This window comes from Pseudomonas sp. 10-1B (assembly GCF_000935045.1).
Taxonomy (GTDB): Bacteria; Pseudomonadota; Gammaproteobacteria; order Pseudomonadales; family Pseudomonadaceae; genus Aquipseudomonas.
Genome location: NZ_JYKS01000039.1, coordinates 13,184 through 37,156, shown reverse-complemented (window position 1 = coordinate 37,156; position 23,973 = coordinate 13,184). Strand labels below are relative to the sequence as shown.

General features: G+C 64.2%; 26 protein-coding genes and 1 pseudogene. 11 read left to right on the top strand and 16 right to left on the bottom strand.

The features are described from left to right. Nucleotides 1-6: 6 nt before the first annotated feature. The gene (locus TZ03_RS20580) at nt 7-435 is read left to right on the top strand and encodes a hypothetical protein (protein ID WP_051100016.1); all 429 of its coding nucleotides are present in this window, start codon (nt 7-9) and stop codon (nt 433-435) included. 248 nt (nt 436-683) lie between these two features. On the opposite strand, the gene TZ03_RS29075 is transcribed toward TZ03_RS20580, so the two are convergent. Continuing rightward, nucleotides 684-914, bottom strand: coding sequence for a metallothionein (locus TZ03_RS29075; RefSeq protein ID WP_082056677.1), 231 nt, complete (start codon nt 912-914; stop codon nt 684-686). Next, nucleotides 911-1,375, bottom strand: a complete 465-nt coding sequence (locus TZ03_RS20575; protein ID WP_051100015.1) for a hypothetical protein — start codon at nt 1,373-1,375, stop codon at nt 911-913. Before TZ03_RS20575 ends, TZ03_RS29075 begins: the two co-directional genes overlap by 4 nt. A 151-nt stretch (nt 1,376-1,526) precedes the next feature. On the opposite strand from TZ03_RS20575, the gene ligD reads away from it, so the two are divergent. Genes ligD through TZ03_RS20550 form a run of 5 tightly spaced genes read left to right on the top strand, consistent with a single transcriptional unit; the run spans nt 1,527 to nt 7,119 of the window. Beyond that, nucleotides 1,527-4,016 carry a DNA ligase D gene (gene ligD, locus TZ03_RS20570; protein WP_051100014.1) on the top strand — a complete coding sequence of 830 codons (2,490 nt, stop codon included), beginning with the start codon at nt 1,527-1,529 and terminating at the stop codon, nt 4,014-4,016. Nucleotides 4,017-4,056: 40 nt separating this feature from the next. Beyond that, the gene (locus tag TZ03_RS20565; protein ID WP_051100013.1) at nt 4,057-5,100 is read left to right on the top strand and encodes an acyl-CoA dehydrogenase family protein; all 1,044 of its coding nucleotides are present in this window, start codon (nt 4,057-4,059) and stop codon (nt 5,098-5,100) included. Next, a complete protein-coding gene (locus tag TZ03_RS20560) occupies nt 5,097-5,852 on the top strand; it encodes a PIG-L deacetylase family protein (protein ID WP_051100012.1) in 756 nt (251 codons plus the stop codon). The genes TZ03_RS20565 and TZ03_RS20560 overlap by 4 nt, the downstream gene beginning before the upstream one ends. Nucleotides 5,853-5,863: 11 nt before the next feature. Then, nucleotides 5,864-6,463, top strand: a complete 600-nt coding sequence (locus TZ03_RS20555; RefSeq protein WP_051100011.1) for a class I SAM-dependent methyltransferase — start codon at nt 5,864-5,866, stop codon at nt 6,461-6,463. Next, nucleotides 6,460-7,119: a glycosyltransferase gene (locus TZ03_RS20550; protein WP_051100010.1), complete on the top strand. Its 660-nt coding sequence runs from the start codon at nt 6,460-6,462 to the stop codon at nt 7,117-7,119. Before TZ03_RS20555 ends, TZ03_RS20550 begins: the two co-directional genes overlap by 4 nt. A gap of 603 nt (nt 7,120-7,722) precedes the next feature. Here the strand turns inward: TZ03_RS20550 and TZ03_RS20545 are convergent. The 10 genes and pseudogenes from TZ03_RS20545 to TZ03_RS20500 form a co-directional block, all read right to left on the bottom strand. Beyond that, on the bottom strand, nt 7,723-8,565 hold the full coding sequence (locus TZ03_RS20545; RefSeq protein ID WP_051100009.1) for a Ku protein: 843 nt from the start codon (nt 8,563-8,565) through the stop codon (nt 7,723-7,725). Between the two features lie 58 nt (nt 8,566-8,623). Further along, on the bottom strand, nt 8,624-9,232 hold the full coding sequence (locus tag TZ03_RS20540; protein ID WP_051100008.1) for a nucleosidase: 609 nt from the start codon (nt 9,230-9,232) through the stop codon (nt 8,624-8,626). Nucleotides 9,233-9,289: 57 nt separating this feature from the next. After that, on the bottom strand, nt 9,290-10,396 hold the full coding sequence (locus tag TZ03_RS20535; RefSeq protein WP_051100007.1) for a carboxylate-amine ligase: 1,107 nt from the start codon (nt 10,394-10,396) through the stop codon (nt 9,290-9,292). A gap of 6 nt (nt 10,397-10,402) precedes the next feature. Then, on the bottom strand, nt 10,403-11,356 hold the full coding sequence (locus TZ03_RS20530; RefSeq protein WP_051100006.1) for a methyltransferase: 954 nt from the start codon (nt 11,354-11,356) through the stop codon (nt 10,403-10,405). Continuing rightward, complete coding sequence (locus TZ03_RS20525) at nt 11,356-12,687, bottom strand: iron-containing redox enzyme family protein (protein WP_051100005.1); 1,332 nt, start codon at nt 12,685-12,687, stop codon at nt 11,356-11,358. The genes TZ03_RS20530 and TZ03_RS20525 overlap by 1 nt, the downstream gene beginning before the upstream one ends. A gap of 18 nt (nt 12,688-12,705) precedes the next feature. Beyond that, on the bottom strand, nt 12,706-12,903 hold the full coding sequence (locus tag TZ03_RS20520) for a hypothetical protein (RefSeq protein ID WP_051100004.1): 198 nt from the start codon (nt 12,901-12,903) through the stop codon (nt 12,706-12,708). Nucleotides 12,904-12,965: 62 nt separating this feature from the next. Beyond that, a pseudogene (locus TZ03_RS20515) lies at nt 12,966-13,091 on the bottom strand (general stress protein); the annotation flags it as partial. Between the two features lie 203 nt (nt 13,092-13,294). Then, nucleotides 13,295-14,578 (bottom strand): NTP/NDP exchange transporter, encoded by a 1,284-nt coding sequence (locus TZ03_RS20510; RefSeq protein WP_051100060.1) that lies wholly within the window; start codon nt 14,576-14,578, stop codon nt 13,295-13,297. A gap of 4 nt (nt 14,579-14,582) precedes the next feature. After that, nucleotides 14,583-15,491 (bottom strand): aldo/keto reductase, encoded by a 909-nt coding sequence (locus tag TZ03_RS20505; RefSeq protein ID WP_051100002.1) that lies wholly within the window; start codon nt 15,489-15,491, stop codon nt 14,583-14,585. Nucleotides 15,492-15,580: 89 nt separating this feature from the next. Next, nucleotides 15,581-16,444 carry a Dyp-type peroxidase gene (locus TZ03_RS20500; protein ID WP_051100001.1) on the bottom strand — a complete coding sequence of 288 codons (864 nt, stop codon included), beginning with the start codon at nt 16,442-16,444 and terminating at the stop codon, nt 15,581-15,583. A 184-nt stretch (nt 16,445-16,628) separates the two neighbouring features. Between TZ03_RS20500 and TZ03_RS20495 the strand changes: the two genes are divergently transcribed. Continuing rightward, nucleotides 16,629-17,522, top strand: a complete 894-nt coding sequence (locus TZ03_RS20495) for a bile acid:sodium symporter family protein (protein WP_051100000.1) — start codon at nt 16,629-16,631, stop codon at nt 17,520-17,522. A gap of 230 nt (nt 17,523-17,752) precedes the next feature. Here TZ03_RS20495 and TZ03_RS20490 read toward each other — a convergent pair whose 3' ends face one another. After that, on the bottom strand, nt 17,753-18,220 hold the full coding sequence (locus TZ03_RS20490) for a sterol desaturase family protein (RefSeq protein ID WP_051099999.1): 468 nt from the start codon (nt 18,218-18,220) through the stop codon (nt 17,753-17,755). A gap of 399 nt (nt 18,221-18,619) precedes the next feature. Between TZ03_RS20490 and TZ03_RS20485 the strand changes: the two genes are divergently transcribed. Both TZ03_RS20485 and TZ03_RS29070 read left to right on the top strand, forming a co-directional pair. After that, nucleotides 18,620-19,333, top strand: a complete 714-nt coding sequence (locus TZ03_RS20485) for an MgtC/SapB family protein (protein WP_051099998.1) — start codon at nt 18,620-18,622, stop codon at nt 19,331-19,333. Nucleotides 19,334-19,350: 17 nt separating this feature from the next. Continuing rightward, nucleotides 19,351-19,860: a GNAT family N-acetyltransferase gene (locus tag TZ03_RS29070; protein WP_082056676.1), complete on the top strand. Its 510-nt coding sequence runs from the start codon at nt 19,351-19,353 to the stop codon at nt 19,858-19,860. A gap of 204 nt (nt 19,861-20,064) precedes the next feature. Here TZ03_RS29070 and TZ03_RS20475 read toward each other — a convergent pair whose 3' ends face one another. Next, on the bottom strand, nt 20,065-21,633 hold the full coding sequence (locus tag TZ03_RS20475) for a sensor domain-containing diguanylate cyclase (protein WP_051099996.1): 1,569 nt from the start codon (nt 21,631-21,633) through the stop codon (nt 20,065-20,067). 152 nt (nt 21,634-21,785) lie between these two features. Here TZ03_RS20475 and TZ03_RS20470 point away from each other — a divergent pair, with 152 nt between their 5' ends. After that, nucleotides 21,786-22,286, top strand: coding sequence for a DUF4142 domain-containing protein (locus TZ03_RS20470; RefSeq protein ID WP_051099995.1), 501 nt, complete (start codon nt 21,786-21,788; stop codon nt 22,284-22,286). An 8-nt stretch (nt 22,287-22,294) separates the two neighbouring features. Then, the gene (locus TZ03_RS20465) at nt 22,295-22,552 is read left to right on the top strand and encodes a hypothetical protein (protein WP_051099994.1); all 258 of its coding nucleotides are present in this window, start codon (nt 22,295-22,297) and stop codon (nt 22,550-22,552) included. Between the two features lie 139 nt (nt 22,553-22,691). Here TZ03_RS20465 and TZ03_RS31280 read toward each other — a convergent pair whose 3' ends face one another. Together TZ03_RS31280 and TZ03_RS20460 are read right to left on the bottom strand one after the other, a co-directional pair. Next, complete coding sequence (locus TZ03_RS31280; protein WP_177328494.1) at nt 22,692-22,865, bottom strand: DUF6021 family protein; 174 nt, start codon at nt 22,863-22,865, stop codon at nt 22,692-22,694. 55 nt (nt 22,866-22,920) lie between these two features. After that, nucleotides 22,921-23,907 carry a DNA-binding protein gene (locus TZ03_RS20460; RefSeq protein ID WP_051099993.1) on the bottom strand — a complete coding sequence of 329 codons (987 nt, stop codon included), beginning with the start codon at nt 23,905-23,907 and terminating at the stop codon, nt 22,921-22,923. Nucleotides 23,908-23,973 lie beyond the last annotated feature (66 nt).

Below are 23,973 nucleotides of genomic sequence, written 5' to 3'. Positions count from 1 at the left end.
TGGCAAATGCGTGTCCCCGTCTTGAAGTCAGTGTTGATCTTGATGCTTGCCAGCCTGGCTAGTGGCCAAGTACTGGGCAAAGCCTGCGACGTGCTGACCCGCTCCTCCAGCGAGGCGGTCAAACCGGTGGAGCAGCACACCTGCTACAGCTACAGTAACCTGCCCGCCGAAGCGATCAACTGGTCGTGCAGCAACGAAAGCAAGGATATGCTCAACAGCGAAAAGCACGAGGTAGCGCGCTGCGCGGACGGCAGCGTCGGCAGCTGTATCGCACCGTTGACCCAGGAGGCGTTGGCCAACCCCAAGGCCATCGGCGGCGATAGCCCGGCGTTGCCCAAGGATGCGCGGGTGATCACCTACTACTACGACACCCCCAGCCTCGGCCAGGCCCGCACCGATTGCGAGCGCAACAACGGTATCTGGCAGACCCACTGACCCTCCACAGGAGCAGTGCAGGTTTCGGCCTCGCGTCATACCTGTGGGAGCGGGCATGCCCGCGAACACCGGCAAAGCCGGTGCCATCCACCGCGCTGGATTCTTCGCGGGCTCGCCCGCTCCCACAGATACTGTGCAGGTTTCGGCCTCGCGCCATACCCGTGGGAGCGGGCATGCCCGCGAACACCGGCAAAGCCGGTGCCATCCACCGAGTTGGATTCTTCGCGGGACCGCCTGCCGCACAACGATCAAGGTGAAATCGGGTCACTGGCCGGAAAAGTCTCATCCAGCGCATTGTCCACCGCGCTTTCAGCAGGTTTTGCCGCCTCAGCACAATGGCAATCGCTCATCCGGCACGGCTCGCCATTACGGTGCCCGCGGGCACAGGCCTCGCAGCAATACACCTTGCCCTCCAGTTGCAGGGCATTGGCATCCACGGTGCAGGAACAATTGGCACAGGCACAACGCAGTTCGTTCATGGTTTGCTCCCCTCTTCATCGATCACGTCGTCCGTCCACGGCTCGCCATCCAGTGGCGCGGAACGGGCCAGTTCAGCTTCGTCCAAGCCTATGCCACCGCCGATCTCATCGGCATCCACCCGTCGCAGGGTCTTGTCCGCCGGGCCACCGCTACCGCCCGGTTCGTGCGGGTCGCGGGCTCCGGTTTCGTCCAGCAAAGTGTCCGGGCTCAGGTCGTCGTAGGTGACATTATCCTCATGTTGGCTGTCGCTCAGCGCTTCGCCCCCGGTCATGCCGCTCTCGGCCACGCGCCGGGGCGGGAACTCCCGGGCGACGTCCGCGGCCGGCCGCTCATCCCCTACCCGCCCCTCGCGCTCATCCAGACGCTCGTCGAAGTCCAGCTCATGGACACTGCCCATGCGGTCTTCGGTGTCGTCGATTTCGCTTGGGGTGTATGGCTTCGGTTCATCTGCTCTGGCCATATGCGTTCTCCGTCAGGTGGATTCAATCGGTCGACTACGCACAGCGGCGGAAAATTCAGAGTTTTTCAGCCTGGGAGATCGTCGATTTTTTGAACTCCCGCACCGGCCGCTGCCTCCCAGCTTAGAGACTGCGAACCGCCCGGAGCCCGCCATGGCCAAGCCCCTGCAGGAATATGCGCGCAAGCGCGACTTCAATGCCACGCCCGAGCCCAGCGGCCAGGGCCGCCGTGGCAAGCGGGCCCATGCACTGCAGTTCTGTATCCAGAAGCACGACGCCAGCCACCTGCACTACGACTTTCGCCTGGAACTCGACGGCACCCTGAAAAGCTGGGCGATCCCCAAGGGCCCGTCGCTGGACCCCAAGGTACGGCGCCTGGCCGTGCATGTGGAGGATCACCCGCTGGATTACGCCAACTTCGAAGGCCATATCCCCGAGGGCCACTACGGTGCAGGCGATGTAATCGTCTGGGACAGGGGGATCTGGGAACCCGAAGGCGATGCGCAGCAAGCCTATGCCAAGGGCAAGCTGCGTTTCCGCCTGCAAGGCGAAAAGCTCGGCGGCATGTGGAACCTGTTCCGTACGCGCCTGGCCGGCAAGAAGGAACAGTGGATGCTGGTCAAGTCCGACGATGGCCAGGCCCGCAGCGAAAGCGAATACAACATTCTCGAAGCGCAGCCCGATAGTGTCCTGAGTGACCGCACTCTGGTGCCCAAGCTCGGCGCAGTGAAGGCAAAGCCCGCACCCCGCAAGCGCTCCGCTACTGGCAAGAAGGCGGCATTACCCGACCTGCTGCAGCCTCAACTGGCCACACTGGTCGACTCGCTACCCAGCGGAGACTGGCGGTACGAGGTGAAGTTCGACGGTTACCGCATCCTGGCCCGGATCGACGGCGATGACATACGCCTGTTCACCCGCAACGGCCATGACTGGAGCGCCAAGATGCCTGGCCACCTCGCTGCCTTGCGCGAACTGGGCGTCGATTCCGCCTGGTTGGATGGCGAGATGGTGGTCAACGACGAACACGGCGTGGCCGATTTCCAGGCCCTGCAGAATGCCTTCGATACCGAGCATGACGAGCAGATTACCTACTACCTTTTCGACCTGCTTTTCCTCGGTGGCCATGACCTGCGCCAGGTGGCGCTACAGGACCGGCGCGAAGCCCTGCGCCGGCTCCTGGAGCACAACCAGGCGGACAACCTGAAATTCTCCGCCGACTTCGACCAGCCGGTCGAGTCGCTGCTGGACAGCGCCTGCCGCCTAAAGCTGGAGGGCCTGATCGGTAAACGCGTGGATAGCCCCTACCTGGGGCGGCGAAGTGCCGACTGGGTCAAGCTCAAGTGCAAGCAACGCCAGGAGTTCGTGATCGTCGGCTACACCGACCCCAAGGGCAGCCGCAGCGGTTTTGGCGCACTTTTGCTCGCCTTGCATGACCACGACAGCGGCGCGCTGCGCTATGCCGGCAAGGTGGGTACCGGCTTCAGCAGCACCACCCTGGCCAGCATCCATGCGCGGCTCGAACCGCTCGAAGTTGCCAAGCCCGCCCTGCCCAAGCCGCCAACCGGGGCAGAAGCGCGGGGCGTGCATTGGCTCAAGCCACACTTGCTGGCCGAAGTCGCCTATGCGCAGATGACCCGTGACGGCGTGGTTCGTCACGCGGTGTTCCATGGCCTGCGCGACGACAAACCCGCCAGCGCCATCGACCTGGAGCGTGCCATGCCCGGCAACACCGTGCCCAAAAGCAAACCAGCCAAGGCAGCGGAAAACTTCGGTGACTTGCGCCTGACCCATCCCGAGCGCGTCATCGACGCCAGCAGTGGCATCACCAAGCGTGAGGTGGCCGAGTATTACGCCGACCTCAGCCAATGGATCCTGCCGCAACTCAAAGACCGCCCGGTAGCGTTGGTACGCGCCCCAGACGGCCTGGCGGGTGAGCTGTTCTTCCAGAAAAATGCAGGGCAACTGCACATAGCCAACGTGCTCAGCTATGCAAAGGCCGAGGCAGGCCAGGCGGCGATGGTCATAAACCGCCCGGATACACTGCTGGGCGCTGTCCAGATGAACATGCTCGAGCTGCACACCTGGAACGCTACCGACAAGGATTTCGACAAACCCGACCGTTTTGTCCTGGACCTCGATCCCGACCCCGCCCTGCCCTGGAAAGCCATGCTGGAGGCGACCCAACTGACGCTGACCCTGCTCGATGAGTTGGGCCTGAAGGTATTTTTGAAAACCAGCGGTGGCAAGGGCATGCATGTGGTGGTGCCGTTGACCCGGCGCGCCGGCTGGGACGAAGTGAAGGACTTCAGCCACGCCATCGTCACCTACCTGGCCAAGCTGTTCCCCGACCGCTTGAGCGCTGTATCCGGGCCAAAGAACCGCGTCGGGCGGATCTTCATCGACTACTTGCGCAACGGCAAAGGTGCCACCACGGTGTGCGCCTATTCGCTGCGGGCACGCGAAGGCTTGCCCGTTTCGGTGCCGATCTGGCGCGAGGAGCTGGCCCAGCTCAAGGGGGCCAACCAGTGGAACATCGCCAACGTGCACCAGCGCCTGGCGGAAGTCGACGACCCTTGGGCCGCTATGGGCAAGACACGGCAGTCCATCACTGCCCGCATGCGCAAGCAGCTTGGGCTGAAGTGATGGCACCGCATCGGACGGACATGGCTAGGGAGACCCGCCCATGAGCATCGTACAGGACTTTCACCTGACCCACCTCGACCGGCTGTTACGCACCTTCGGCGAACGGCCCCAACCGCTCAACCTCGACACCCAACTGCCCCAGTTGATCCAGGCGCTGCAAGCCGACCACCTCGACCTGTTGCCACTGCCGGGGCAAGGCAATACCTTGCGGCGCTGGCAGACCCTGGCCCGGGTGGCCGGGTGCGACCTGGCGCTGGCCAAGCTGTACGAGGGCCATACCGATGCCTTGGCGATTCTGGCCGAATGTGGTGCCGCGCATCATGCCGCCGAGGGTATTTGGGGCGTATGGGCTGCCGAACCGCCCGATGCGCGCGCTCATATCTCTGCGCGCGACGGTGCGCAGGTGCGTCTGAGCGGTCGCAAGGCCTGGTGTTCAGGTGCCCTGCAGATCGACCGGGCGCTGATCACTGCCTGGGACCAGGACGATCGGCCGCAACTGGTCGCGATCGAGCTGTCGCAACCGAGCCAAGGGCTGAGCATCGAGCATTGGCAAGCGGTTGGCATGGCCACTACCGCCAGTGTCGAGGTCGAATTGAACGACACGCCAGGCACGCTCATCGGCAAGCCGGGCCAGTACCTGTCGCGCCCAGGCTTCTGGCAAGGTGGTGCAGGCATTGCCGCCTGCTGGTACGGCGCGGCCGAGGCCCTCGCCGATTACCTGCGCGAACATTGCCGCCATCCGCGTCCCGACCCGCACGCCGATGCCCACCTTGGCGCAGTGGATGCGGCGTTGTACGGCGCGCGGGCGGCACTGCGCGAATGCGCCGCCTGGATCGACCAACAACCCGGGGCAGACGCCAGTTTCGAAGTACGGCGTACCCGGGCGCAGGTAGAGCAAGCCGTCGAGCAGGTGATCAGCCATGTGGGGCGGGCGCTGGGCGCCACGCCGTTCTGCCGCAGCAGCCACTTCGCCCGGCTAAGCGCCGACCTGCCGGTGTTCTTGCGCCAGAGCCACGCCGAACGTGACCTGGCAGTATTGGGCCAGCAGTCGGCACAAGTCCCGGCCGGCGCGTGGCAGCTATGAGCGAGGACCTGATCCAGTCCAGCCGCGGCACACCCTGGTCGGCGTGGCAGCAGTCTGCGCACCTCGCCCGCGCCACCTGGCTGGACCCGCGCCAGCTCTGCCCTCCTGGCCGGCGCCTGGTCTTGATCGCGCCACACCCGGATGACGAAATCCTCATGGCTGGCGGCCTTCTGACGGGGTTCAAGGGCCGTGAACAGGACCTGCTGCTGATTTCTGCCACCGATGGCGAAGGTAGCCACCCCGGTTCCAGCCACTGGACCGAGCACCGCCTGCGCCACCAGCGCCCGCAAGAAAGCCGTCTGGCCTTGCAACAGCTGGACCTGGACCTCAAGCGCCTGGACTGGCGCAGGCTCAACCTCAAGGACGGCCAGCTACCGCGGGAAGAAGCGTTCCTGGTCAGCCATCTCACGCAGCTGCTGCGCCCTGGTGACTTGCTGATGACGACCTGGCGTGGCGATGGCCATTGCGACCACGAGGCGGTCGGGCGCGCTGCGGCGCAGGCAGCGCTGGCCCGCCGGGTGCAACTGGCGGAAGTGCCCATATGGGCCTGGCACTGGGCGCAAGCGGACGATCCTCGCCTGCCATGGCCGCGCGCGCACCGCTTGCAGCTGGACGAGCCTGGCCTGGCGCGCAAGCGCAAAGCCCTGGCCGCCCACGCCAGCCAGCTGGAACCGGACGGGCACAACCTGCCGGTTCTGCGTACCGATTTACTCGATTGCCTGCTGCAACCTTTCGAACTGGTGTTCCTGTAGATGGAGTTGTCATGAGCCTCGACGCACAGTATTTCGCCGACCTGTACGCCACCAACGAAGATCCCTGGGCCTTCCGTACCCGCTGGTACGAGAAGCGCAAGCGCGAGCTGCTGATGGCAAGCCTGCCACGCCAGTGCTACCAGCGGGTGTTCGAACCGGCCTGTGCCAATGGTGAACTCAGCGCCCTGCTGGCCGAACGCTGCGCTGAACTGCTGTGCCAGGACCTGGACCCCACCGCCGTGGGCCTGGCCCGACAACGTCTGGCTGGCTTGCGCAATGCCCGTGTGGAACTGGCCCGGCTCCCGGCGGGCTGGCCGGATGGGCGCTTCGACCTGATCGTGCTCAGCGAAGTGGGTTACTACCTCGACCCTGGCGACTGGCTGCAGGTTATCGAGCGAGCGGTGGCCAGCCTTAGCTACGACGGCGGGCTACTGGCTTGCCACTGGAAGCATCCCATCGTCGGTTGCCCGCAGGATGGGCGCGAAGTGCACCGCATGCTGGCCCGGCACCTGCCGCTGTATCCCCAGTTTCAGCATGAGGAGGCGGACTTTGCATTGGCATACTGGTCCTGCCAACCCTGCGTGGTCGACCTGGACGAGACCTGCTTATGATCGCCGTGGTCATTCCCGCCCATAACGAAGTTCGACGCCTGGGGCGGTGCCTCAGCTCGGTCACCGAGGCGGCCCGGCAGGCCATGCAGTCGGGCCATCAGGTGGAAATCTTGGTTGTGCTGGACCGCTGCACGGATGGCAGCGGGGCCGTTGCCAGGCGCCATGGTGTTCATACCTTGGAAGTCCAGGCTGGCAATGTCGGCGAAGCCCGCCGAGCCGGCGCAGCCTGGGGCATCGAGCGAGGGGCCAGTTGGCTGGCCTGCACCGATGCCGACAGCCAGGTGCCCCCGCATTGGCTGGTTTCGCAGCTGGCCTGCGGCACTGATGTGGTGTGTGGCACTGTGCATGTGCAGCGTTGGCAGCCCTGGCACACGGCAGCATTGCGCCAGTTGTACCTGAGTCGTTACCAAGCGCGTGAAGGGCACCGTCACATCCACGGGGCCAACCTGGGCGTCAGTGCCCAGGCGTATCAGCGAATCGGCGGTTTCCGGCCGTTGGCGGCGCACGAAGATGTGCAACTGGTTCGTGACCTGGAAGCGCTGGGCGTGCCGATCAGCTGGACCGCCCGCCACAGCGTGGCGACCAGCAGCCGGCGTGACAGCCGCGCGCGGGAGGGGTTTGGGGATTACCTGGCGGGTCTGGAGGCAATTCTCTGATGGGGCCGCTTTGCGGCCCATCGCCGGCAAGCCGGGCTCCCACAGGAACAGTGCAGACCTCAAGCCTTTCGCGGTCCCTGTGGGAGCTGGCTTGCCGGCGATGGGCTGCAAAGCAGCCCCGGCACTCTCAAGTTTTTACCGAGCACCCGCCGCCTGTACTGTGTTGTCTGTCCTGGCCCATCGCTGGCAAGCCGGGCTCCCACAGGAACAGTGCAGACCTCAAGCTTTTCGCGGTACCTGTGGGAGCTGGCTTGCCGGCGATGGGCTGCAAAGCAGCCCCGGCACTCTCAAATTTTTACCGAGCACCCGCCGCCTCTACTGTGTTGTCTGTCCTGGCCCTATCGCCGGCAAGCCGGGCTCCCACAGGAACAGTGCAGGTCTCAAGCCCTACGCTGTACCTGTGGGAGCTGGCTTGCCGGCGATGGGCTGCAAAGCAGCCCCGGCACTCTCAAGTTTTTACCAGAGCACTCGCCGCCTGTACTGTGTTGTCTGTCCTGGCCCATCGCCGGCAAGCCGGGCTCCCACAAGGGATAGCGCATGGCCTTGGGTTAAGATGGTGGGGCGGGCCGCTTCAGTCACAGGGACCACTGTCGACTGCAAGCGTTACGAAGCCTTGCGGGTACGTTTGGCTGGTTTTTTCTTGCCAGCCGCTACCCCCTTGCCACCCAGGCTGCGCTTGAGCAGCTCGGTCAGGTCGATGATATCCGCGCCTTTTTCCGCGCCAGCCGCGTCGCCCTTCTCCACCGTCTCGATCTTGCCCTTGCTGGCCTTCTCTTCAACCAGGTCAAGAATGGTCTGGCGGAAGGCATCATGATATTCGTCAGGGTTCCAGGCGCCGCTCATGTCCTCGACCAGCCGCTTGGCCATGTCCAGTTCGCGCTTGTCCACCTTGACTTCGGTGACGCTGCTGTCCAGTTCGAGGGTTTCCAGCCCTCGCACCTCTTCCGGCCAGCGCAGGGTGATCATGACCAGGGCCTCGTCCAGCGGCCGTAGCAAGGCCAGGTGCTGGCGGGTGTGCAACACCACCGTGGCCAGCGCCACTTTGCCGGTGCTGGCCAGGGTTTCACGCAGCAACGCATAGACCTTGCCACCGCGCCGGTCCGGGCTGAGGTAGTACGGCGTGTCGAAATGCTGCAGCGGGATTTCGCCGGCGTCGACGAACGAAAAAATATCGATGGTCTGGGTCGCTTCAGGCCGAGCCTTGCGGATTTCTTCCTCGCTGATCACCACGTAGCGGCCTTTTTCGTACTCCACCCCTTTGACGATGTTTTCCTTGTCGATCTCCTTGCCGGTGACCTTGTTCACTCGCTTGTAGCCCACCGGCTCCATGCTGCGTTTGTCGAGCCAGTCGAAATCCACACGCTCGGTGCGCACGGCGGTATTGAGGGCTACGGGGATATGCACGAGACCAAAACTGATGGCGCCTTTCCAGATTGCCCGAGCCATGACCGTACTCCGAGGTTGCCTGCCAATATCCTAAGTGACTGCGCCGGGCTGCGAAGGTTTAGCTGCCCTGCTCTACGGCTGGCTGATCGCTGAACAGCACCCGCTTGAACGCCTCGGCCGCCAGGTGCACCTGTACCGCCCAATCCCCCGCCGCGTCGCTGCCGGCATCGTCGGAAATGTACTTCAGGCACACGAACGGAATACCTTCGCTGCGTGCGATCAACGCGAGCACGTAGGCTTCCATGTCGACCACATCGTAAGGCGCGTCGCCGTGATTGATCTCGAAGCTGTCGCCACTGCCGCAGGTTTCCACGGCCAGGCCCGGAATTTGCGCCCCATGCTCCAGCACCACCGGGATATCCGACAAAGGCGTCTCGTAGCGGGCGAAGCCCAATGGCGTCACGTCCATGTCGCGTTGGACGAAGCGGGTGCAACACACCACCTCACCCTTGCCATGGCGCTGGCTACCGGCCGAGCCAAGGTTGACGATCAGCCTGGGCCTGCGCGTGGCAATGGCCTTGCTCAGGGCGATGGCCGCATTGACCTTGCCGATGCCGGTGAACACGCTGTGCAGGCCAGCGAAGACATCGCCGGCTTCAGCTTCGAGGGCGAAGACGAACAGCGTGTCATCCAGGGAAATATCAGGGAACTGCTTGATCAGCATCATGGGGCAGGTGTTTCCGAGTGGCTGCGAGGGGGCGCGGCCATTTTCGGCCAACCCCGGCTAATTGCAAGCCCCCGCGGCCACCACGGCCAGCAACGCCTGCGCCTTGCTCAGCCCCGCCGCGCTGGCTTGCGCCAGGCATTGCAGTTGCTGGTCTGCATGGGTGCCTTCCTGCAGCAGGCGTTGTGCATGACAGTAGGCGCGCTCGGCGTCCACGGTGTCGAGCGGTAGTTGCTCCTGCAACTGGGCCAGCCAGCCTGCGGCCGTGACCAACTGCTGCTCATGCATGCCGATGAACTGAGCTTGACGCCCGTGGCGCATGGCGCGCCAGTAGTTTTCCTGGGTTACCCAACGCAGCTCGCGGTTGCAGGGCGCAGGGGCACGGCGGTGGGTGATGCTGTGCTCCACCAGGTGGCGAAACAACGCGGCGATGCACAGGGCGTCATCCAGTCGTGGGCAGGCATCGCAGATGCGCAGCTCCACCGTCGGGAAGCGCCGCGAAGGCCGGATCGCCCACCAGAAGTCGCCATCCGCGGCCAATGAACCGGTGCGCTGCAAGAGCGCGCGGTAGCGTTCATAGGCAGCCCAGTCGGGCAAGGGTTCGGGTAGCCCCATGTGCGGCCACTCGCCGCAAATCACCCGTCTGTAGCTCATGTAGCCGGTTGGCTGGCCCGCCCACAATGGCGAGGAGGTACTGAGTACCAGCAGCAGGGGTAGCCAACCCAGCACGCGGTTGATCAGTTGCATGCGGTCACAACCCGGCGGCACGCCTACGTGTACGTGCAGGCCGTTGAGCAAGCTGCGCTGTGCGACATACCGGTAATCATCGAACAGTTGCCGGTAATGCGCCGAGGCCGCGGGTTTCTGCCGCAACCAGGCGGCGTTGGGGTGGCTCCCTGCGCCATACAGGCCCATCCCCTCCTCGGCCAGTGTGGCGCGCAGCTGCTGCCGGCTGTGCTGGAAGAACTCGCGTGCCTGGTACAGGTGGGTGAATACCGGCGAGGCCACTTCGATCTGGCTGCGGAACATCTCTTGGGCAAAATGCCTGCCCAAGGTTTCTCTGCAGCGCCCGATCACGGCGGGCACTGGTGTGGCCGCCACCTGCCCCGAGCCCAGGTTCACCAGCAGGTATTCTTCCTCGATGCCGAACGTGCAGGGCCAGGCCATGCCGGCTCAACTGTTGCGGGTGACGGTAAGCGCTACGGCGGCGATGCGCTCGACCTGCGCGTAGCCCGGTTCGGCAAGCTGTTCGCCAAATACGTCCGGGTCGACTTCCCGGTACACCCAGGACCACTCCGGGCCCGCCAGGCGCAGGCGGATGGCCTCGAGCAGGGCATCGCGGCCTTCGACGATCGCCACGCCGGTGTACAACAGCAAGGTACCGCGCCGGCCCAGGCGCTCGCGGGCTTGTTCGACGATGCGCAGGGACAGTTCGGCGCCCAGCTCCCCACCGCCGTGGCGGTAGGTGCGTGCACTGCGGTCCAGCATGTAGGGCGGGTTGGCGACGATCAGGTCGAACGTGCCGGTGATGCCGTCCAGCAGGTCACTGGGCTCGACGGAAACGTTGCTGACCCCTGCCAGGGCGGCATTGATCGCGGTATAGCGTAGCGCCAGGGGGTTGATGTCCACCGCGCTGACTTGCGCATGCTGCGCTGCCCGGGCGATCAGCAAGGCGCCCACACCGCTGCCACAACCGATATCGACCGCATGCTCGACCCGCGTGGGGCTGTGTTGCAGGTGCTCGTGGATAACCTGGGCAAAGCGGTAGCTGTCGGGGCCGAAGAACACTGCATCGCGGGCGTCGGTGGGAAACGCCGAATGCACCAGCAGCAGTTCGTCCAGGCTGGACCAGCGTACCGCGCTGGTCAGCAACTCGCCATGTGGCACCAGCACCTGCGCACGTTCGAGTAGCCGCAACTGGTCGACCGAAACCAGCGAAGGCGCGAAAGGCCGGCTCCAGCCGAACACATCACGCAGCGTCCTGGCCTGTTCGGCGCCCTCGCGGGCGTTGTTGCGGGCATGGGTAGCCGGCGTGACGCAGGTAAAGCGGTAACCATCAGCGCGCAGGCGCTGGCCCAGTTGCAGCAGCGCCTGGTCGGCCTCGATCTGTTCTGGGGCAAGCATCATCAGCGGGGTTCCTCCTGAAGCAGCCCGGTTGCATGGATGAAGGCGCGGGTGGCCGACAATCCGTCGGGGGTGGCATGGCGGTTGCCGGCCATGCGTTCGATCAGTGCCGCCGGGGGCTCATGCTGCGTCGTGCCCGGTTGCTCCTCCGTAGCCTCGGGCAGCCCCCAGCTGCCGGGTACGACGCGGCGGATGGGCGCCTGCCAATCATCGGCGATCCAGTCATGCCAAAGCTGTTTCTCATAAGCATTGAACACGCCGAACATGGCCGCCGATGGCCCGTCGATCAACTTCCACCAGCGGCTTTGCGCCGGCTCCTGGCCGCGGCGGATCCAGCCCTGGGCCTGCAGCGCTGCGACAAACGCGGGCATGGCGCCGGGTTCGGCGAGCCATTGATTGATGGTGCGCTGTTGCACGCGGCAATGGTCGGCATGCATGAACTGGCCGTAGACACGCTTGCGCTCGAGGGCGGCGAGCAGTTCGGCCTGCAGGTCGAACTGGCGGATCAGGTCGGGGGCAGCGATACCCAGGCTATTCAGGCGATAGCCGCGCCGCACCCGTGCGTAGAACGCCTGCTCGTCGTGTGGGGCACACAGCTGGCGCAACGCCTGCACCGACAGATGGGCGTGGCCGCTGGCGGCGTTATCGATGGTTACATGTAACTGAAAGTACTGGCCGTCGATGCCCAGCTCAGCCAGTTCGTAGGTGGTGATCAGCAGGTGCAGCGGTGGTTGCTCGTAGCCGAGGTTATAGCCGACTACCTCCGGCAGGTAGGCGTCGCAATGTTGCCCCAGGGCCAGTTGCAGGGTGCCTTGCAGGTAGCGCTGGTCCTCCAGTTGCATGCCTTCCAGGCAACCCAGGCGGCTAAGCAGGCGCTGGTAGATCAGCACATGATTGCAGCGCGGGTCGCCGTTGCCGAGTTCTTCCAGATAGGTGCGGATCAACCCGTGGTAGCGTGGGTCGCGCCAATGCTGCAAGGCGCCGTGCAGCCAGGCGCCATCCACGGCTTTGGTCGGTGCCACCTGCTGCAGGAACCACAGCGCCTGGGCGCGGTTGGCAAAGAAACGGCGTGGCGCGCCCTGGCGGCGCTGGGCAAGGTAGCCGGCGTAGGCCTCGGCGACCTGAGCAGCCTGTCGCGCACTCCAGGCCGGCAGTTGCGACGGTGTGTCAGGCAAGTCATCCAGCAGGTTCCCGGCACGCGCCAGTTGCTCGTCAAGCCAGGTGGCGCTGCTCTCATCCGGGCCTGCCAGCAGGGCCTGGTAGCGCTGTTGCAGGCTGACGCACCCGGTAGTCAGCGGTGCAATTGCCGCGGTCTTGCGATTCATCACCGTCATGCCATGTTCCTCGTGCGCTTACTGGCTCGGTTTCTGGCCGGGCATTGGCTCGGGATCGGGCGCAGGTTGCGGCGCCGGCTTGGTATCGGGCTGCTGCATCTGCAGCGAAGGTTTGCTGGGGTCGGCGTCCTTGGCCGGGTGGTCGTTGTCACGGTCGAAACAGCCGCCTACCAAGGTCAGCGAACCCAACAGGAGTAGCAGAGGTGTCAGTCGCATAGGGTATCCCCCTTTTCGCTGATTCGCAGTGCCAGGTCGCCCCGGCACTGCGGGTCGGTCAATTACGAGCGGCCACCTTTGCGGCCCGACTCGCGATCGTGCGGCATGTTGCTGCCCGAGGACTGGCCGCCCTTGCGTCCGGCTTCGGAAGCCTTCTCACGGTCATTGGCAAAGTTGCCCGGGTTTTTGTTACCGCCCTGGCTGCCTTGTTGATTGCCGGTACGGCTGTTGTCTTTGTTGGCCATGGTCGCAAACCTCATATGACTTCGGGATGCACGGCGGTGTGCCGTACACAGGTTCGGAGTTCGGCTCTATCGCGAGATTCGTTTTATTGCGAAGGGTTCGGACCGGTGGCATTAAATAAGCGGCGGGGCCATATTTGGTGCGCCTGTCAGTCGCGCGGCGGGTTCTCCAGCCTGGCTTGGCGCCGGCCCAGCCAGCCACCGGTCCCGGCCCAGCCCAAGGCAATCAGCGCACCGATCGACATCGCCAGTTGCGGATGCTCGCCCAGCACGTCCAGCGCCCGCTTGACCCAGCCGCTCAAGGCATCGCCGCCGCGGTAGACCACCGTGTCGATGAAGTTCTTGGCCTTGTACTTGTCCTCGGCGGGCAACACCGTGAACAGCATCTCACGCCCCGGCCTGACCAGCGCGTACTCACCGGCCCGGCGCACCACCATCACCACCACGAACACGGCGAACACCGGCGCCAGGGCCAGCCACAGGAACCCCACGGCCATCACCAGCGGCACCGCCACCAGCAACACACCAACGCCCAGCCGGCGAGCCAGGCGCCCGGTGAGGAACACCTGGGTCAGGATGGCCAGGGCCTGCACCACGCTGTCGATGAGGCCGAACACCTGGGTTTGCCGGGTGCGATCGGTAAACGTTTCGCTGATGATGCGCGCCTGCTCGAAATACAGAAAGGTACTGACGCTGGCCAGCAGCACCACGAACAGGGCAATGCCCAGTAGATAGGGCGAGCGCAACACGGCGGTGGCGCCAGCGAACGGGTTGCCGCCCAATGGCCGGGAATCCGCGCGCTCGACCTGCGCGGGTAGCGGGTGGCGCGCTCGCCAGCGTTGCAGGAACAGCGTCGCGCCGATGCTGCCAAGCAGAAATGCACCGACAAGCACCAGCAGCCCGGCATGGCCCAGCGGTGCCACCAGCACTGTGCCAAGGACGGGGCCGCTGAGCCCGCCAAGGCTGGCCCCGGCGGCCAGCAGGCCGAATAGCCGCTTGCCCTGCGCGGTGGAAAACAGGTCGGCGAGCACACTCCAGGCCAGCGATATGGTCAGCAGGTTGAACACCGACAACCAGATGTAGAAGGCCCGGGCGGTCCACACCTCGTCCGGGTCACGGGCAAAAAGCACGGCGAACAGCCACAGGTTGCTGGCAAAGAAGCCATAGGTCCACGGCAGGATATGCCTGCGCTGCACCTTGGAGGCCAGCCAGCCGAACAGCGGCAGGCAGGCCAGGGTGGCGATGAAGGTGCCGGTGAACAGCCATTGCAGGTTTTCCACACCACCGGCGACGCCCATGGTTTCGCGCACCGGGCGCAGCATGAAGTAACCGCTGAACAACAGGTAGAACAGCAACAACCCGCCGAGCACCGCCGGCCCTTCGCCGGGTTGGATGTTCAGGCCTTGGTCCAGGCGCCGCCGCCAAGCCGCCATGATGTCAGGCAAACTGCTTGATCAGCGCCTGTTGCTGCGCCTGGGTAAGCATCGGTTCATGCCCGGCCTTGAGCTGGTCAAGCTGGCGCTCGGGCCGGCTGGTCGCGGGTATGACCGTGGTCACCGCCGGGTGGCTGATGGCGAACTTGAGAAACAGCTGCGCCCAGCTGTCGATGCCCGCCTCTGCCGCCCAGCCGGGCAAGGCCTGGTCCTTGACCCTGGCGAACAGGCGCCCATCGTCGAAGGCCCGGTTGATCAGCACGGCAACGCCCTTGTCCTGGCACAGCGGCAACAGTTCGCGGGCGGCATGAGGTGCGTTGACCGAGTAGTTGATCTGGATGAAGTCCAGAGGCTCGCTGCGAACGATGCGGGCGACCTCGTCCTGGCCGCTGTTCAGGTAATGGGTGATGCCGACATAGCGGGTCTTGCCCTGCTGCTTCAGCTCGCGGGCATACGGCAACTGGGTCTGCCAGTCGCGCAGGTTGTGGATTTGCAGCAAGTCGACCTTGTCGGTGCGCAGGCTCTCGAGGCTGCCGGCCCATTGCGCTTCGGCGGCGGCCCGGCTGTCGGCGGCGATCTTGGTGGCGATGAAACACTGCCGGTGCCAGCCGCCCTCTTCCAGCAACTGGCCGAGAATGCTGTCGGCGCCACCGTAATTGGGCGAGGTGTCGATGACCCTGCCCCCGCCTTCGAAGAACGCCTTCAGCACTGTTTTCAGCTGCTGATACTGGGCCGAGCCGGCTTGCACCTCGAAACTGCCGGACGTACCGGCACCGATCACTGGCAACGCTTCCCCAGTGGACGGTACTTTGCGGGTCAGCAAACCCGCCGGTGCTGCGGCGTGCAACCAAGGACTCGCGGCCAGCAAACCCAAAGCGGCACCCGCGCGTAGGACATCACGACGTGCGTACATGGAAAAGCTCCCGTCATGAATCGGAAACTTTCAAGGCTAGCCGCTCTGCGCCCTGCCGGTGGGTGTTTCTGTATCTGGATGTTTGGCGATCAGGCCTGCAGCAGCAGGCGCAGGTCGACACCCACGTCGGTCATGGGTGGGCACCAGTAGTAGCCACCGGTCAGCGGCCGGCTGAAGCGGTACAGGCCATCGATGATGCCGTCTTCCAGGCCGCTCATGCGCCGCAGTTGCACTTCGAACGCATCGAAGCTGTGGCCCAGGGCGACGAAGGCCAGGCCGGCGCCACGCGGGTCCGCCCAGGCCACCGAACGGCGGACCATGAACGCTTCGGGCTCGAAGCTCTCTTGGGCGGTGCGTTTGACGTGTGCGGACTCGGGGGCGTCGTCGAGCTCTTCGTTGTCGCTCAGGCGGCGGCCGATGATGTTGTCCTGGTCGGCCTGGGGCAGCGCCTTGAAGTACTCCAGGTCGTGCTTCCACAGCTGGAATGCCGCGAAGCTGGAACCGTCGGCCGCAATGGCCGCTTGCACGGCGTCGTCGCCCACCGGGTTTTCCGTGCCGTCTTCGTAACCGGTCAGGTCATGGCCGCCACGGTGCAGGAAGCCGTCGACGCTGTCGGCCAGGCGCAGGGCAGGTGCCAACGCCTGTTCCAGGGCCTGGGCGCGCAGCAGCAGGTCGCCGCGCTCGTTACCCCGCAGCCACAGCCACAGGGCGTGCTGGGTGCTGGGGTTTTCCACGGCGGCGTCCAGCAGCGGGAAGGCGCGCAAGCCCGGTACTTCACGGCCCAAAGACCTGGCCAACGGCGCGCCAACGCCGAGGATCAGTTGTTGCCCATCGACCTGCGGCAGCAACGCATCCAGGGCAGCAGGCAGCGCTTCGGGCGATTGCAGGGTGAAGAACAGGTGGCGGGCGTGGGCCGGCACCGGGGTGGCAAGCAGACCTTGCTGGAACGGCATGACAGGCTAATCCTCGGTAAAAGCGGGAATGCTACTGCGCCTGCAAGCCCACTGCAACGCGGCATCCAGCCACGTTCGCCACTGCGCCTGGTAACAAACGGTTACCAAGAGCTGGCGCTTTGCAATTAGCTATCAATCAAGGCCGACCTACACTCCTCGAGATCCTTTGCCCGAGAGACTGCCCATGACCGCCTCGCCCCTGCTTACCGCCTTTCTGCCGCTTGCTCTGGGCATCATCATGCTCGGCCTGGGGCTGTCGCTGACCCTGGCCGACTTCGCCCGCGTGGTGAAATACCCCAAGCCGGTAGTGGTGGGCCTGGCCTGCCAGATCCTGCTGCTGCCCCTGGTGTGCTTCCTGATCGCCAATGGCTTTGGCCTGGAGTCGGCCCTGGCGGTGGGGTTGATGCTGCTGGCCGCGTCGCCCGGCGGCACCACGGCCAACCTGTTCAGCCACCTGGCCCATGGCGATGTGGCGTTGAACATCACCCTGACCGCGGTCAACTCGCTGATCGCGATCCTGACCATGCCACTGCTGGTGAACCTGTCGCTGATCTGGTTCATGGAGTCGGACCAGGCCATCCCGCTGCAGTTCGCCAAAGTCATGCAGGTATTCGCCATCGTCCTGTTGCCGGTGGCGCTGGGCATGCTGATTCGCCATTTCGCGCCCGCATTCGCCGCACGCATGGAGAAGCCGATGAAGCTGGTGGCGGCGCTGTTCCTGGCCTTCACCATCGTCCTGGCCCTGGCCAAGGACTGGCAGACCGTGGTCGAGTACGCGCCGGTGGTGGGCCTGGCCGCGCTGTTGTTCAACCTGCTGAGCCTGGGCGTGGGCTACTGGGTTCCGCGCCTGTTGAGCATTCCCAAGCGCCAGGCGATAGCCATCGGCATGGAGATCGGCATTCACAACGGCACCTTGGCCATTGCCCTGGCGCTGAGCCCTTCGCTGCTGAACAACGCGACCATGGCGGTGCCGGCGGCGTTGTACAGCCTGATCATGTTCTTCACGGCGGCGGGGTTTGGCTGGTGGGTGAGCCGCGGGCATGTGGCGGCGCAGCCTGAAGGAAAAATAGTGAACTGAGGCTTATGGCCTGTTCGCGGGTGAACCCGCTCCCACAGGATTCACCACAGCCTTGAACATTGTGGAATCCCTGTGGGAGCGGGTTTACCCGCGAACACCGGCAAAGCCGGTGCCATCCACCGCGCTGGATTCTTCGCGGGCACGCCCGCTCCCACAGGTACTGTGCAGGTTTCGGGCTCACGCTATACCTGTGGGAGCGGGCGTGCCCGCGAAGAGGCCCGAACAGGCTGTCACAAATGGCTGCGCCGGCTGCGCATCCGCTGCTTCAACACCTTCAACGGCGGCGCATAGAAAAACCCGAACGACACACTCCCCGTACGCCCCTTCACCGCGTGATGCAGCCGGTGCGCCCGGTGCAAGCGTTTGAGGTAGCGGTTGACTGGCTTCGGCTTGCGCGGCCAGTGCCGGTGGAACAAGCCATCATGGGCCACGACATACAACACGCCATACCCGGCCACGCCACCGCCTACCCACTGCAGCGGTGCATAACCACTCTTGCCCAGGGCCACCAGCGCCGTGGCGATCAACCCCAGGGCCACCAGGTACAGGTCGTTGGTTTCGAGCATGCCCAGCTGCGGCTCATGGTGCGAGCGATGCAGCCACCAGCCCCAGCCATGCATGATGTACTTGTGAGCCAGCGTGCCAACGCCCTCCATGGCCACCAGGGTGCCGAACAATACGGCGAGATTGAACAGCATGGAACGGTCCGGGTGATGGCAAAGGAAGGCGCAAGGGTACCGATTGCCCATGCTTTTTTCCATGCAGGCGTGACAGGTTGCAGGCCTGTTTTCGGTGAAGCCATTGTCATGTTTTTACCCTTGACCTGATCTGTCACCGGGCGTATGGTCCGCGACGCAATTTTGCATCCCTGAACAGGAGACCTGCATTGGACAGTAGCCCCAGTCGCTTGCGACAGGTCCACGTGGCGCACTAGGCCGGCAGTGTCCTGCACTGTCTGGCCGCCCTGGCAAGACGGTGGTTTCTTGTAACCCCCTCTTCTCCTTCCTCTCTCGTGGTCCTGCGCATTTTCTGGTTTTTCAACCGCGCCAGCCGATGATGGCGTTCATGCGGGCGTTTGCCCGTGGAAGAGGTTTGCTATGGATTGGAAAGTATTTCTGCTGCGCGTCAGCATCGCCCTGCTGCTGGGGGCGCTGATCGGCGCCGAACGTCAACTGCGCCAGCGCCTGACTGGCCTGCGCACCAACGCACTGGTCAGTACCGGTGCCTGCCTGTTCGTGCTGATGACCCAGGCGGTGCCAGGCATGGCGCCCACCGATGCATCACGTATCGCGGCTTATGTGGTGTCGGGCATCGGCTTTCTCGGCGGCGGCGTGATCATGCGCGATGGTTTCAATGTGCGCGGCCTGAACACCGCCGCCACCTTGTGGTGCACTGCCGCTATCGGCGTGCTGTGCAGCCTCGGGCTGCTGCTGGAAGCGACACTGGGCAGCCTGGTGGTGCTGTGCGCCAACATCCTGCTGCGCGATATCGCCCAGCGCCTGGACCGCCAGGAGGTGGTGCCGGCCAGCGAGGTGGAACAGCATTTTGAAGTACGCATCGTCTGCCGCGCCGAGGATGAGATCCAGGTGCGCAGCCTGATGTTGCACAGCCTGGGCGACCCGCAGTTGCGCCTGCAGTCACTGCACAGCGAAGACCTGGCCAACCCCGCGCGCCTGGAGGTGCGTGCCGAGCTGCTGGGCACTGCGCAGGCACCGGCGCAACTGGAACGGTTGGTCAGCCGGGTCAGCCTGGAGAAAGGTGTAAGCTCGGTGCGCTGGCAGCTGCAGCCGCAGGTGCTAGCGACAGACTAGAACGAAAGGATTTCTTCATGCACATTCGCCCTACTCTTGAGCACGACATCCAATGGCTCCCGCACGTCGAACGCTCGGCTGCCCAGGCCTTTGCCGCCTGGCCGGCACTGGCATGGCTGGCGCACAGCGATGTGATGGACTGCGACGCCCACCAGGCATTTGTCGAGGCGGGTGGCAGCTGGGTGGCTGAGGGGCCAGATGGGCGCATTCTGGGGTTTGCCTGTGCCCGGCTTGAGGGGCAGGCGTTGCACCTTCACGAGCTTTCGGTACGCCGGGAGGCTCAGGGGCAAGGTGTCGGGCGCCGGTTGCTGCAGCAGGTGGCCAATGCAGCGCGCCAGGCTGGGGCCAATGAACTGACTTTGACCACGTTTGCCGAAGTGCCATGGAATGCGCCGTTCTATGCGCGCTTTGGCTTCGAGGCGATTGATCAGCAACTGCTGGATGCACGATTGCAGCGGATTCTGGCCGAGGAGCATACCCATGGGCTCATGGGCCGTTGTGCGATGAGCCTTTCTATCACTGCTTAGTTCTGGGGCTGCTGCGCAGCCCATCGCGACGCAAGGCCGCTCCCACAGTTGGGAGCAACTGTCTTGTATTGCCTGGATTGGCCTCATCGCCGGCAAGCCAGCTCCCACAGGTACTGCACAGGGCTTGAGGCTGATGCGGTCCATGTGGGAGCGGCCTTGCGTCGCGAAAGGGGCGCAAAGCGCCCCCGGCAATCTCAAGCCCGATCACGGGCCGACGCCCACCGCAGTCCCCGCTGCCACACAGTAGCCATCCCGCCCCTGCCGCTTGGCCTGGTACAAGGCCCCATCCGCCGCGGCCATCAGGCTTTCAGCCGTCACCTCTTCCCGCGCCTGGTCACCCACCGCTATCCCGGCACTGAACGACACGCGCCCCAGCGGGCTGCCCGTATGTTCCAGCATCTGTCGGCGCAACAGCAACTGCACCTCCTGCACCAGCAGTTCCGCCCCATAGCTGTCGGTGGCTGGCAGCAACAGCGTGAACTCCTCGCCCCCGTAACGCACTGCAAGGTCTGCCGGCCGCTTCAGTGCCTGCTGCAGCACCTCGGCAAAGCGCCGCAGGCACTGGTCGCCCGCGGGGTGCCCATAGCGGTCGTTGTAGGCCTTGAAATAATCCAGGTCGAGCATCACCAGCGCCAGCGGATAGCCCTGGCGGCCCGCCCGCCGTAGTTCCGGCTCGAACACCGCATCCAGCCGCCGTCGGTTGCCCAGCCCGGTCAGGCTGTCGGTCAAGGCCAGGGATTTCAACGTCTGATGCGCCTGGTGCAGCGCCCGCTCAATGACAATACGGCCGCGCAACTGGCGCAGCACCACACCGCCAAATGCAGCCAGCCCAAGCAGTAACAGCAGCAACACGGCCACTGACTTGATCGCGTCATGCCGCCAGGGTGCGACGATCGACTCACGCGACAAGCCCGCCTCCACTACCAGCGGGTAGCTCGACAGCGCGCGGTAGCCATATAGACGCGGCGTGCCGTCGACCACCGCGACTGCTTCGGCCACCCCCTCCGTGGCATAGGGCAAGTGCTTGCGGAAGATTTCGCTGTTGGCCAAGCTGCGGCCTACCACCTGTTCAACGAACGGCCGCCGCACCAGGATGAGGCCGTCGCGCTTGGCCAACACCAGCGCGCCACGTTCGTCGATCTTGAAGTCGCCGTAATAACGTACGAACCACTCTACCTTGATGGTGCCCAGCAACACCCCGGCGAAGCTGCCGTCGGCATACTCCAGGCGCCGTGAAATGGGGATGACCAGGTCGCCGGTGGAGCGGCTGCGCACCACCGAGCCAATACGCACGCCACGGTCGGCATGGTTGCGGTGGTAGACGAAGTAATCGCGGTCGGCATTATTGGCCTTGGGTGGGATTGCCGCCCGGTCCGTGACGATCCAGCTGCCATCCGGGCCATACACGAACAGCCCGTGCAACTGCGGCATGATGTTTTTTTGCTGGGCCAGCAAGGCATGCAGGCGCGGCCGGTCGATACGCTCGAAGCCGTCACCTTCCAGGCGTTCACCCAGTGCCGCAGTAATGGCATCCACCTGGCGGATGGCATCCTCGGCATGCTGCGCGGTGGCCCTGGCCAGGTTGGTGACCATGTTCTCGGCATTGCTGAAAGCCTGCCGGTAGTCGCGCCAGATGCGCCAGCCTTCCACCAGCACAAAAGCCAGCATTACCACCACCATGAACGCCAGGACCAGGCGGAACAGCGCCACGGCGCGGCCCTCGCCGGTTACCGCGAAAGGCCCCTCGTCATCCTGTTGCCTGGCTGCGCACATTGAAATCCCTGGTCACACTACATTCGCCGCCCTTCACTATAGTTCAGTGCCGCATGGGCGAAACCAGCCGCGAAAAAGATTAAACCTTTGCCGCGCCCTCACCCTCAACCGTACGCGACACTGAGGTCGCGCCACGGTTTAAGGAGTGAAGCATGAGCCCTCTCTTCATCAAGCGCATCGGTCTGAGCATGGTATTAGGCCTGGCATCGGTGCATGCACTGGCAGCAAGTTCGGATGATTTCGTCGAAGCAGCCACAGAGGCCGGTATCGCCGAGGTGGTTACCGGCAACCTTGCGCAGGAAAAAAGCCAGGATGCCGAGATCAAGACATTCGCCCAGCAAATGGTCACCGACCACACTCAAGCCAACCAGAAACTGGGCGACATCGCCCGCAAGCTGGATATTTCCATACCCGATGAGGCGGCGCTGACCGACAAGGTCAAGAAAATGATCCTGGAATGGCGCGACGAGTCTTTCGACAAGTCCTACATCAACAATCAAGTCGACGCCCATGAAAAAGCAGTGGAGTTGTTCAAGAAAGAAGCTGCTTCGTCCGACAAGGCTGAGCTGAAGGCATTCGCCAGCGAAACCCTGCCCAAGCTCGAGCAGCACCTGGAGCATGCCAAGGCGCTTCAGGCCAAGCACGGCAAGTGAGGTCCGCCATGAGTAACGATGCATTGAAAGCCGAAATACTGACCCGCCTGCTGCACGCGCATCCCCAGGGGTTGGGCAAGGAAGTGCTGGACAACTATCGTGGCGAGAAGGCGGTGGCCGGCATGCTCAAGACGTTGCAGGAAGCTGGTTTGATCCAGGATGGCAGCGTGACGGTGGGCAGCGATCACCAGATCAGCGTGAACTACCCGATCAAGCTCTCGGCGGCGGGTGTGGAGGCAGCAAGGCAAGAGGAGGCCCGAACATAGGGGCCGACGCGGACTCTGTGGGAGCGGGCATGCCCGCGAAGAATCCAACGCGGTAGTTGGCACCGGCTGTGCCGGTGTTCGCGGGTGAATCGGCTCGCCGCACCACCGCTCCCACAGGACCTCTTGCCAAATCAATCAGTCAAGAACCGCGCTTCTCGACGTCCCTTGGCGGTTTGGCCGGCCCCTGTGGGTCGACCTGGGGATCTTCCAGATCTGGCGAATCGGGGTCAAAACCCAGGTCATCCTGTTTGTCGGCCTGCTCGGACGAATGCGGCCCTTGCGGATATTTGCGTGGCTGTTCGGACTCAGGCATGGCGTTGTCTCCCGTGAATGTCTATGGAAGAAAGCACCAGCCCGAAAAAGTTTGATTAATCTGCGGCTGCCGACAGCTGCGTCCGACAGTGCCTTAACGCCTCATCACGCTCCTTCAGCTGTTCTTCAAGCCGTTGCAACTGGCGCGCCTGTTCGCCACACAAGTCGCGTCTGGCTTCCAGGCTCTGCGCCTGCGCATCCAGCTGCCGGCGCATTTCCTCGCTGGCGCCCTGAGCCTGGGCCAGGATCGTGCGCAAGCCCTGGATCTGCGCATCGCGCTGTTCCAGCAACTCATCCTGCGCCCTGCATTCGCCGGCGGCTTGGCGGTGTTCAGCCAACAAGCGCTCGTTATCGCGGTGCAGGCGGGTCAGCTCATCCTGCTTGACGATCATGCCCTGCTGCAGTTGGCGCAGCTCCACCTGCAACTGTTGCAACTGCGTTTCGTGGCGGCGTTGTTCCTGTTCGCGCTGTTCACGGCTGGCGCTGCGGTAGTGTTCCAGTGCATCGCAGGCATGGCGGTGCTTGTCTTCCAGCGAACGCACCTGCTCGTCCTTGTCGGCCAGCCGCACCTGCAATTCCCCAAGCGACTGGTTGAGGCTGGCGCTGCGCAGCTGTTCGGCCTGCAGGGTGCTTTGCGTGGAAAGCAGTTTTTCCGATTCGGCAGCCAGCGCGGCTGCGTCGATCTGATGTTGTTGGTGCGCTGCGGCCAGTGCTTGCTGGGCAATCGCCAACTGCGCTTCAAGCTGTTCGCGCTGTTGGGTGAAGGTGCTTTCGGCCTGCTCGATCTTCAGGTCGGCCTCGTCCTGCAGTTGGGTGGCCAGCTGCCCGACCATCCGGCTCAGCACGTCGCTCAGCGCAATACCGCCCTCGGCGGCCACCGGCTGCTGGCCGTTCAACTCCTTCAGGTAGCGGTGAATGGTGGTCTTGGAACCGGTATTGCCCAACTCGATACGTATGGCATCGATGCTGGGGTTCTCGCCCCGGGCAATCAGCGCCTGCCGCGCCTGCTGCACTACAACCTTGTTTATACCGCCCCGGGCCATGCTTGCTCCTACGCTTTCGTACAGTGGTATGTACCATGTAATTACATACGAATTCTGTAACTTGTG